The 11,225-nt window shown below is 42.6% G+C and carries 9 protein-coding genes; 3 read left to right on the top strand and 6 right to left on the bottom strand.

Annotated elements, in window-relative coordinates; all coding sequences use genetic code 11:
• Window positions 1–193: 193 nt before the first annotated feature.
• Genes hemG through pepQ form a run of 4 tightly spaced genes read right to left on the bottom strand, consistent with a single transcriptional unit; the run spans window position 194 to window position 4,227 of the window.
• Window positions 194–742, bottom strand: coding sequence for a menaquinone-dependent protoporphyrinogen IX dehydrogenase (gene hemG, locus PSI23_RS19105; protein ID WP_273556566.1), 549 nt, complete (start codon window positions 740–742; stop codon window positions 194–196).
• A 50-nt stretch (window positions 743–792) separates the two neighbouring features.
• On the bottom strand, window positions 793–2,244 hold the full coding sequence (gene trkH / locus PSI23_RS19100; RefSeq protein ID WP_273556565.1) for a Trk system potassium transporter TrkH: 1,452 nt from the start codon (window positions 2,242–2,244) through the stop codon (window positions 793–795).
• A gap of 37 nt (window positions 2,245–2,281) precedes the next feature.
• Entirely contained in the window at window positions 2,282–2,893 is a 612-nt protein-coding gene (locus PSI23_RS19095; protein ID WP_273556564.1) for an IMPACT family protein, read from the bottom strand.
• Window positions 2,893–4,227, bottom strand: coding sequence for a Xaa-Pro dipeptidase (pepQ, locus tag PSI23_RS19090; protein ID WP_273556563.1), 1,335 nt, complete (start codon window positions 4,225–4,227; stop codon window positions 2,893–2,895). The genes PSI23_RS19095 and pepQ overlap by 1 nt, the downstream gene beginning before the upstream one ends.
• Before the next feature lie 273 nt (window positions 4,228–4,500).
• On the opposite strand from pepQ, the gene fadB reads away from it, so the two are divergent.
• The gene (fadB, locus tag PSI23_RS19085; protein ID WP_273556562.1) at window positions 4,501–6,687 is read left to right on the top strand and encodes a fatty acid oxidation complex subunit alpha FadB; all 2,187 of its coding nucleotides are present in this window, start codon (window positions 4,501–4,503) and stop codon (window positions 6,685–6,687) included.
• A gap of 11 nt (window positions 6,688–6,698) precedes the next feature.
• Window positions 6,699–7,862 carry an acetyl-CoA C-acyltransferase FadA gene (gene fadA, locus PSI23_RS19080; RefSeq protein ID WP_273556568.1) on the top strand — a complete coding sequence of 388 codons (1,164 nt, stop codon included), beginning with the start codon at window positions 6,699–6,701 and terminating at the stop codon, window positions 7,860–7,862.
• A gap of 165 nt (window positions 7,863–8,027) precedes the next feature.
• On the opposite strand, the gene fre is transcribed toward fadA, so the two are convergent.
• Both fre and ubiD read right to left on the bottom strand, forming a co-directional pair.
• A complete protein-coding gene (gene fre / locus PSI23_RS19075) occupies window positions 8,028–8,729 on the bottom strand; it encodes an NAD(P)H-flavin reductase (protein WP_273556561.1) in 702 nt (233 codons plus the stop codon).
• 10 nt (window positions 8,730–8,739) lie between these two features.
• Entirely contained in the window at window positions 8,740–10,212 is a 1,473-nt protein-coding gene (gene ubiD / locus PSI23_RS19070) for a 4-hydroxy-3-polyprenylbenzoate decarboxylase (protein WP_273556567.1), read from the bottom strand.
• Between the two features lie 414 nt (window positions 10,213–10,626).
• Between ubiD and rfaH the strand changes: the two genes are divergently transcribed.
• On the top strand, window positions 10,627–11,115 hold the full coding sequence (gene rfaH / locus PSI23_RS19065; protein ID WP_273556560.1) for a transcription/translation regulatory transformer protein RfaH: 489 nt from the start codon (window positions 10,627–10,629) through the stop codon (window positions 11,113–11,115).
• Window positions 11,116–11,225 lie beyond the last annotated feature (110 nt).

The following is an 11,225-nucleotide window of genomic DNA, read 5'->3' as shown; positions in this document are numbered from 1 at the left end:
CTTACGCGTTTCGCCTCCGAAGTCAAGCGCTTATTTTCGCTTTTCTTCGCTGCCCGCCGCGGCGTGTCTCAGCTCAGCGTCGGTCAGTGGTGGCGCATTATAGGGAGTTTTACGGCGGTGACAAGAGTTTTTTTCGATTTTTTTTCTGTTCGTGTTTTTTTTCAACAAAATGATGTAACAACCAGCAAAAAGGCTATTTTTGAGGCTCTTTATCACACGATATTTGCAAAAACTCCTCAGAAAAACGATCTACTTGTTCCCAATCAGTGTATTCGATTTCTTTTGTTGTATCTGTTTCTCCTCCAGTCATTCGCATAATAAACTGAATCATGATGCGATCTAACCAGCAATAACGTGGATAACGTAAAGCTCCCGCAAAGACTCCACACAAATCAGGTTGCCACGGACTTTTTATTAAAAATTTACGTACATAAGCATTCGTTTCTGGTGTTCTTTTTTCTGGCTTTCTCGCCGTTAAATTGACGCCAAAGAAAGCTGTTGGCATTTGGTTCAACTGTTTTTGATGGCGAATGACAAAATTATGCAATGCGGAATTGAAGTGACCATAACGTATCGACGCCCCTACCATTACTTTTTGGTAAGGCATCAAATTGACCTGTTTCACTGTAGCAAGATCTCTTAAATCACACTCGATACCAGCACAACGGAGATTCTCTGCAATACGGGTAATAATTTTTTTAGTCTGTCCATCCTGAGTAGAATAGAGCAACAAATAATTCATAGGTACTTCCTTATTAAACAGCGATTCACATATAAAAATTCAACAGATCACTATTCGCGCCAAAAAGTTGGTGTAAACAGGACTAATAATGTGAACACTTCCAAACGTCCAAATAACATAGTAACAACCAGTATCCATTTGGCTGCCGGAGTCACTTTCGTAAAGTCATCAGCAACTGCTCCCAATCCTGGTCCCAAGTTATTCAATGTTGCAGCGATGGCAGCAAAAGCAGAATGATCGTCAAGACCCGTTGCGATCAGTAACAACATACTAATAATGAAGACAAGTGCGTAAGCTGAAAAGAATCCCCATACTGCTTCAATAATTCTTTCCGGTAATGCCCGCTGCCCTAATTTGATGGTGTATACCGCATTCGGATGCACTAAACGTTTTAATTCACGAGAGCCTTGCAGGAACAATAATAAAATACGGATAACTTTGAGCCCACCTCCCGTTGAACCAGCACACCCCCCTATAAATGCAGAGCATAACAACAGAAAAGGCAAAAACAGGGGCCATTCTTGAAATTTATCAGTTGTAAATCCAGCAGTAGTCGCCATAGAGACAACCTGAAAAAAAGCATGGTTTAATGCAACTAATTCTGATTCATAAACAGAATGTTGCCACAGTATCAGCATACAGATTGCCAATAATGCTAACTGAATTGCAATGAACATCCGAAACTCTGGATCACGCCAATACACTTTCAAACTTTTTCCAGAAAGGACAGCAAAATGCAGGCCAAAATTACAGCCCGAAATCAATAAAAAAATAGCAATAATAGTATTGATGGTCGAACTATTGAAAAAGCCGATGCTGGCATCATGAGTGGAAAATCCACCAATAGCGATAGTAGAAAAGCTATGAGAAATCGCATCAAATGGTTCCATCCCCGCAGCCCACAGTGCTATCGCACAGGCTATAGTTAACAAAACATAAATTAGCCAGAGCGTTTTTGCTGTTTCTGCGATACGAGGACGCATTTTATTATCTTTCAATGGTCCCGGCATTTCTGCCCGATAAAGCTGCATTCCCCCGACACCAAGCAGAGGTAAGATCGCCACAGCCAGAACGATGATTCCCATACCACCCAACCATTGCAACATTTGTCGGTAGAACAGAATGGCCTTAGGAAGGGAATCAAGACCAACGAGCGTCGTCGCCCCTGTTGTCGTCAAACCAGAAAATGATTCAAAAAAGGCATCAGTGACTGAAAGATTAGGTTTTTCAGAGAAAATAAATGGCAATGCTCCCACACTCCCCAATACAGTCCAAAATAGGACGACAATCAAAAAACCCTCTTTCGGTTTAAGAACATATTTTTGATCACGATTGGGCACCCACAATATTAGGCCAATGATGAGGGCAAAGATGAATGTCTGACTAAATGCTCTACCTGCACCATCTCGATAAATTAATGCCACCAATCCCGGAATAATCATCGTGACAGAGAAAAGAATGACAAGTAGTCCAACAATACGGGTTATAGCGCGAAAATGCATTCGGCTGGTTCCTTAGAAATCCGGTATGACGAGATCATTATGATTTTGGTGTTAAAAACAAAGCCCCACGGCTTAAGTCCCGTAATTTATCACCTATTTCCCCTGCAAGGGTAGCTGGCAGTGAAACTTGCAATGTGACATTTTCAGCATAATCACTGGCGATCACTTGCCCGGAGAATTGATGCAGTAATTGTTCTACCATTGAAATATGTGAGTATTCACACTGTAACTGATACAGCTTCTGCGGTATTTTGTACTTGGTTTGCAGCAGTTTCAGAGCTTGCTGCACGCCATTGCCATAGGCTTTTACCAACCCGCCTGTACCAAGTTTTATGCCACCAAAATAGCGAACAGATACAGCGGTAATTTCTCCCAGTCCACTTCCTATTAACTGAGCAATCATGGGCTTACCAGCTGTTCCAGTAGGTTCACCATCATCAGAAAACCCCAATTGCTGGGAGTTATCCGGTGCTCCAGCTACAAATGCCCAACAATGATGGCGAGCATCAGGATATTGCCCTTTAATGCTTTGGATAAATAACTTTGCTTCATCTACCCCGCTGGTGTGCTCCAGCAGGGTAATGAAACGGCTCTTTTTTATTTCTTCAGTAAAGCTGACTGAAGCCGCAGGGATTAAATAAGGCTTCATTACGATAAGTGTAGATCTCTGGTCATGTTTTCAATTTTTCCATCGTGAATAACAATGTTATCTTCAATGCGAATACCACCATAAGGTTTCAACATATCGATTTTTTCCCAATCAAAATGTTGACGATATTCGCTTTCACGCCACTGCGCTAATAAAGTTTCAATGAAATAGATACCGGGTTCAATGGTCAAAACCATGCTTGGCTCCAAAATACGGGTACAGCGCAGATAAGGATGCATTTCCGGGGCAGCCAGATGGGTTCCGCTATCATCTTGCATAAATCCAGCAGCATCATGCACCTGCAAACCTAGAGGATGACCAAGTCCATGTGGGAAAAATGGTGTTGTTAATCCTTTCTCAACCATTCCTTCTTCACTGACCCCGTTAATAATGTCATGTTTTTTTAGGATCTTGGCTATACGTCGATGCATATTAATATGGTAGTCGGTATATCTGGTTCCTGTTTTAATCGTGCCGATTATCGCCTGCTGCTCTTCATTCAGATCCTTTATCAGTGAGGCGAAGTCGTTATTAGATTTTGCTGGATAGGTTCTAGTGATATCTGCTGCATAGCCATTATATTCTGCTCCAGCATCAATCAAAAAGCTGCGAATTTCAGAAGGGACTTGCTGTTGTAATTTGTTGTAATGCAGAACAGCAGTATTTTCATTCAAGGCAACAATATTATTATAAGGAACATCAGTATCACGGTGTCCCGTTGCCATCAAATAGAACATATTGATTTCGAATTCACTCACACCAGACAAAAAAGCATCATAGGCTGCCTGATGGCCATTAACGGCCATTTTCTGAGCCTCACGCATGCAAACCAATTCGTAATCTGTTTTATATGAACGATGGTAACTCAAATAATCCAAGACAGCTTTCGGGTTGATATTGTGCTCAAAAATTCCCAAAGATTTGGCACGTTCAGTTTGTTCACCAATATAAGCTGCATTCTGTTTTGATAATCCATTCAGTTTTGCGCTGATATCTTCAGCTTTTGCCAAATGAATCATCTCTATTTCGTCAGTCCAGTAACCATTGGGCAGTGGTTCTACACTATGCCAGTAATCTACCGGCGAATAAAACCAGAGTTTAGGTTTATTGACACCATCAATCCATAACCAACAATTTGGCACTTTAGTCACAGGAACCCAAGCCTTAAAGTGTGCATTTACCTTGAATGGATAATGGCTGTCATCAAGAAAAATCCGTAATGATTCACCTGAATGAATAAGCAGGGCGTCAAGCTGAGTTCGTGCCAAAATTTCGCGGGCACGTTTTTGTAAGGTTTTAATATGTTCTTGGTACAGAGATGCCAACTTTTCCATTTTAATTAGCCTTTTGATTTTCTGGCGGGGCTTAAATATTACCACAACTCGTTATTATGGGAGCTATCACGTGAAAATTCCCCCTCTCCAAAATTAAGCAACTATATTTATATTTTTCAAAACACTAACAAAATATATGGCTATCTGTCATAAATCTTAGCTGTGATCCACTCTACAAAAAATTAATCATTGATTTGCAATAAATTAACACAGTAATCACAATCAATCTCATCTGGTCATACCAGATGGTATGCACTCATTGAGGAGAATGACATGCTCTACCTAAGTGAAACTATTCAAGTAAAATGGCTGAAAGATGGCATTGCAGAACTAATCTTCAATGCACCAGCTGCAATTAATAAATTAGATACCACAACGGTTACTTCGCTGGATAAAGCTGTTGCCACCCTTGAGCAAGAGTCTGAACTAAAAGGGTTGCTATTACGCTCTGAAAAACAAGCCTTTATTGTCGGCGCAGACATCACAGAATTTTTATCATTATTCAATGCACCAGCAGAAAAACTACATGAACTGCTGAATCTCGCCAACAATATATTTAATCGCATAGAAGATCTCCCTATACCGACTATCTCCGCTATCAATGGCTATGCTCTTGGCGGTGGATGTGAATTGGTACTTTCAACAGATTTTCGTGTTGCATCCCCCGATCTTCGCATCGGGTTGCCAGAAACTAAACTGGGCATTATGCCGGGATTCGGTGGTTCTGTTCGTTTGCCTCGCTTGATTGGTACAGATAATGCTCTCGAAATCATTTCCGCAGGAAAGGATATTAACGCAGAGGAAGCACTGAAAAATGGTTTGATCGATGCCGTAGTTTCTACCGAAAAACTGGTTGCTTCTGCCGTTTCAGTTCTGGAACAAGCCATTCGTGGAGATTTGGATTGGAAGGCAGCCCGTCAGCCTAAACTGATGCCACTGAACCTCAATGAGATTGAACGTACGATGAGTTTCACCGTAGCAAAAGGTATGGTAATGAAGGTTGCTGGTCCTCATTATCCAGCACCAATCACTGCGGTAAAAACCATTGAAAAAGCTGCTACACTGGGTCGCGATGAAGCCTTGAAACTGGAGTCTGCCAGTTTTGTATCATTAGCACACACTTCCGTTGCCCGTGCTTTAGTCGGCATATTCCTGAATGACCAATATGTCAAAGGGTTAGCGAAAAAACATCTTCAAGCCGTCACAACACCTGAACATGCAGCAGTATTGGGTGCAGGGATCATGGGCGGAGGCATTGCCTATCAATCAGCGCGCAAGTGTGTTCCGGTCTTGATGAAAGACATCAATCAAAAAGCGTTGGATTTAGGTATCAATGAAGCGGCTAAATTGCTGCATAAACAATTTGAGCGTGGACGCTTAGATGCCATGAAGATGGCTAAAATTCTGGCATCCATTCAACCTACTCTTAATTATGCGGGTATTGAGCAGTCTCAGATCGTTATCGAAGCGGTCGTTGAAAATCCTAAAATTAAAGCGGCAGTTTTGGCAGAAACAGAATCACACATCAGCGATGACTGCATTCTGGCTTCCAATACCTCCACTATCCCAATCACCGAATTAGCAAAATCGCTAAAACGCCCAGAAAACTTCTGTGGTATGCATTTCTTCAACCCTGTACATCGTATGCCACTGGTTGAAATCATCCGCGGAGAAAAAACCTCAGACAAAGCTATTTCAAGCGTTGTCGCGTATGCCAGTAAAATGGGTAAAACACCAATCGTCGTCAACGATTGTCCTGGTTTCTTTGTAAACCGTGTATTGTTCCCATATCTGGCTGGTTTTGGCATGTTGCTGCGTGATGGTGGTGATTTCCGTCAAATCGACAAAATCATGGAAAAAGAATTTGGCTGGCCAATGGGTCCTGCTTATCTCCTTGATGTTGTCGGCATTGACACTGCTCACCATGCACAAACTGTCATGGCTCAGGGTTTCCCTGACCGTATGAACCGCAATTACAGAGATGCCATTGATGTATTATTCGAAAATCAGCGTTATGGTCAGAAAAATAGCGTTGGTTTCTATAAATATACCCAAGATAAAAAAGGCAAACCGAAAAAAGAGCAGGATGAAATTACCGATCAGTTACTGGCAAGCATCAGCAAACCGAAACATACTTTCTCTGGTGAAGAGATCATTGCTCGAACCATGATCCCAATGATTAACGAAGTTGTTCGCTGCTTAGAAGAAGGGGTCATTGCCAGTCCGGCAGAAGCAGATATGGCACTGGTGTATGGCTTGGGCTTCCCTCCATTCCATGGTGGTGTTTTCCGTTATCTGGATACCATGGGAACCGCAGCCTACGTGAAGATGGCAGAAAGTTATGCTCATTTGGGAGCACTCTATCACGTACCCGCTGGCCTGAAAGCAAAATCCGAAAGCAATGAAAGTTACTACCCTGCACCAGCAGAACTTGCTGTCAACCCAGGTGAAAAAGCGTGAGGTCTGAAAACATGGAAAATGTAGTTATTATTGATGGTATCCGTACCCCAATGGGGCGCTCAAAAGGTGGTGTATTCCGTCAGGTCCGTGCCGAAGATCTCTCCGCACATCTGATGAAATCAATACTCAAGCGCAATCCTTCCATTAAGCCTGAAGATATTGATGATATCTCTTGGGGATGTGTGCAACAGACGCTTGAACAAGGGTTCAATATTGCACGTAACTCTGCTTTGCTGGCGGGTATTCCCCATTCAGTTCCCGCTGTAACTGTTAACCGTCTCTGCGGTTCTTCAATGCAATCATTGCACGACGGCACCCGCATGATCATGACTGGCGATGCCAGTATTGTTATGGTCGGCGGTGTTGAACATATGGGGCATGTTCCCATGACACACGGTGTCGATTTTCATTCCAAATTAAGCCGTAATGTGGCGAAAGCAGCAGGTGTTATGGGGCTGACGGCAGAAATGCTGGCCAAAATGCACAATATTAGCCGCGAAATGCAGGATGAATTTGCCTTCCGTTCCCATCAACGCGCAGCACAAGCGACCGAGTCAAAGGCTTTCGCCAGCGAAATCGTTCCTATATATGGACATGATGCTGATGGAAATCTAAAACTCGTCGATTTTGATGAAGTGATCCGCCCAGACACTAATCTAAAAGATTTGGCTACACTGCGTCCTGTTTTTGATCCTGTTACCGGAAGCGTTACTGCGGGAAACTCCTCAGCGCTTTCTGATGGTGCCTCTGCAATACTGATCATGAGCGAAAGCAAAGCTAGAGAATTAGGATTAAAACCTCGCGCTCGTATCCGCTCAATGGCAGTTGTCGGTTGTGACCCTTCCATCATGGGTTATGGCCCTGTGCCTGCAACACAAATGGCCCTGAAAAAATCCGGATTAAGTATTGCAGACATTGGCGTAATGGAATTGAACGAAGCATTCGCTGCGCAATCCTTAGCTTGCATGAAAGGGCTGAATCTGCTGGATAGTATGGATGACAGAATCAACCTGAACGGCGGTGCAATTGCTCTTGGTCACCCATTGGGGTGCTCTGGTACTCGCATTACAACCACCCTGCTTAACTTGATGGAACGTAAAGATGTCCAGTTTGGGCTATCAACCATGTGTATCGGGTTAGGCCAAGGCATTGCCACAATTATTGAAAGAGTATAGCTACCAAAACTTAGCTCTAAAGAGTAACTGACAATTGAAATTTAATAACGTTTTTCCCTTGTCTGTCTTGTCTATTGCATCACTCTAATAAGTTGTTGCCGTAGTTTCCCGCCTGTCAGGGGCGGGTTTTTTTATTTTTATCGTTTTATTTTATCGGCAAACAGCTCAAATAAACTCAAATGCATCGCCATACATGTGATCGATAGATGCATCACGTTCACTACAGAACCGTTCACGAGCGATTTTAGCCATCTCAAAGCGACCAGCAATATAGATATCATGATTCGCTAAACTGCCGAAATCTTCCAAAACTGCACTCAAAACAGTGCCTGTTCTTCCACGCCAGTGTTCATCAACCTGTTCAACTATAGGAACCACGGTTAAATTAGGATAACTCTCACTCAGTGATTGCAACGCCCCCAAATCATAAAGGTGTTGTAACTCTCGCCCTCCCCAATAGATAGAAATTTCTCGATTGGGATTTTTTTCCAATGCAGCCAATAAGATAGAACGTGTATATGAGAAGCCTGTTCCACCGGCAATCAATAACATAGGATTTTCACTGTCTTCACGAAACCATGCCTGACCATGTGGTATATCAATATCAATGATTTTCTGATCCAAAATTCTATCCATTACTGCCATCGCATAGAGATTTAGCTCAGAAGCGCCAATATGCAACTCAATTATCTGTTTTTCTGATGGTGGTGATGCCATGGAGAAAGGGCGTTTATCCCTTTCATCCATAACCACCATCAAATATTGTCCTGCACGGAAAGAAAAAGGCGAATCAGGTAATAAACGAACCCGATAAACTGTATCTGTAATGGAGTCAACCGATGTTACTTTACAGCTTAATGTTGTCATGCGTTCCCTCTTATCGCTTCAAAATATCTAATTGATCCCAAATTTCATCGACACGGGTCCGAATCTCATCGCTCATCACTATCGGACGCCCCCATTCCCTTTGTGTCTCTCCTGACCATTTATTCGTTGCATCTAACCCCATTTTTGAGCCTAGCCCTGAAACAGGAGATGCAAAATCGAGATAGTCAATTGGTGTATTTTCCATTAAGACAGTATCTCTTTGCGGGTCCATTCGCGTTGTTATCGCCCAGATGACATCATTCCAATCTCGCGCATTGATATCATCATCACAAACGATAACAAATTTTGTGTACATAAATTGTCTCAGATATGACCAAACTCCCATCATCACTCGCTTAGCATGGCCTGCATATTGTTTTTTCATTGTAACGATAGCGAGTCGATAAGAGCAGCCCTCTGGTGGCAGGTAAAAATCTACAATTTCAGGAAATTGTTTTTGCAATATTGGTACCAGAACTTCATTCAACGCCACTCCCAGTACCGCAGGCTCATCCGGCGGACGCCCTGTGTAAGTGGAATGATAAATAGCATCACTACGCTGAGTAATATGGGTCACCGTAAATACTGGGAACATATCTACTTCATTGTAATAGCCGGTATGATCGCCATATGGCCCTTCCGGGGCCATTTCACCAGGTTCAATGTAGCCTTCAAGGATAATTTCAGCACTGGCAGGCACTTCCAGATCATTGGATATACATTTAACGACTTCCGTTTTATGTCCACGCAATAATCCAGCAAACGCATATTCTGACAAAGTATCAGGAATTGGAGTAACCGCTCCCAATATCGTGGCAGGATCGGCTCCTAATGCAACGGACACAGGAAAACGTTCGCCCGGATGTGCCTGACACCACTCCTGAAAATCAAGTGCACCACCACGATGTGATAACCAGCGCATAATCAGCTTATTTTTACCCAATACCTGTTGACGGTAGATACCCAGGTTCTGGCGCTCTTTATTAGGTCCCTTAGTTACTGTTAACCCCCATGTAATCAATGGAGCGGCATCTTCTGGCCAACAATGCATAACTGGAATACGAGTGAGATCCACTTCATCGCCTGCCCAAATCTGTTCTTGACACGGCGCAGAACTAAGGCGCTTGGTTGGCATGTTCAAAACCTGTTTAAATTTGGGCAGCTTATCTACCAAATCACGAAAGCCTTTTGGTGGCTCAGGTTCTTTAAGGAAGGCCAATAACTTACCAACATCATGCAATGCCTTAACATCATTCTGCCCCATTCCCATGGCAACACGCTGAGGTGTCCCAAACAAGTTGCACAACACGGGCATCGAATATCCCTTAGGATTTTCAAATAATAAAGCTGGACCACCGGCACGAAGAGTACGATCTGCGATTTCAGTCATTTCCAGGTATGGGTCAACTTCCATACGAATTCGTTTTAATTCACCCGATTGTTCCAACAAGGAAAGAAAGTCTCTTAGATCGCGATATTTCATATTGTTCATTTGTGCCGATTTTTCAGGAGGGAGAGCCATTATAAGCCCTCCCATGAGGGTTACAAGGTAAACTCATAACTTGCCAAAAAGCAATGGACTTAGTGAAATCTTGTGGATCAGATTCCTCAGATACAGCGGAATGATAGTGAGGGTTAATTTGAACGGGGAGTTTACCATTGCTCAGCAAAAATACTTCCATCTTCCGTTTCCTCTGTGAAAATCAGATAATCATATCATTCATGATTAGTGCTAATCTTTCCACCATAACGCAACACATTACATTATCATTGAAGATAAGCACTGTAGACTATCGAAAAATACAGTTTACACTTTAGATAACTTCTATCTTTACTGATGACCCTTTAGTACTAGTTTTGTTATGCTAGGCATTCTATGCAATGGAGTCGAAATATTATGGAGAAATGGCGTCTTCTTTACTGTAAACGGGGGCAAATCTTTCGAGCAATAGAACACTTAGAAAGACAAGGCGTTACTTGTCTGACACCGACAGCCAAAATTGAAAAAATCATTCGGGGTAAACGAACCACCGTTACTGAACCACTGTTTCCTAATTATCTGTTTGTTTACTTTGATGAAGAGGTTATTCATACCACTACCATTAACTCAACACGTGGTGTAAATCATTTCGTTCGGTTCAATAGTACACCTGCCACCGTTCCACAAACATTAATTGATGAGTTAATGTCTATTACAGAGCAGGAATATATTGCACCTGAAACCCCAATTACTGGTGATACCGTCTTGATCACTGAGGGAATTTTCGAAGGCATCCAAGCAATTTATAACGAACCGGATGGAGAAACACGATCCATTCTTTTGCTGAAAATCCTCAATAAAGAAGTCCCTAAGGCATTGGATAATAATCATTTTACCAAAATTTAAATCAGAACCACCCGCATAGCGGGTGGTTTGCTCTAGCCCTATAAGGGCATGTTACCGACTGCGCCTAAATGACGCTGCTTTCTCTTCGTTCAAGCTAAGTGTCTTTGCTT

Source organism: Xenorhabdus yunnanensis, from assembly GCF_028598805.1.
Classification (GTDB): Bacteria; Pseudomonadota; Gammaproteobacteria; order Enterobacterales; family Enterobacteriaceae; genus Xenorhabdus; species Xenorhabdus yunnanensis.
This window is presented reverse-complemented; position numbering and strand designations above follow the sequence as displayed.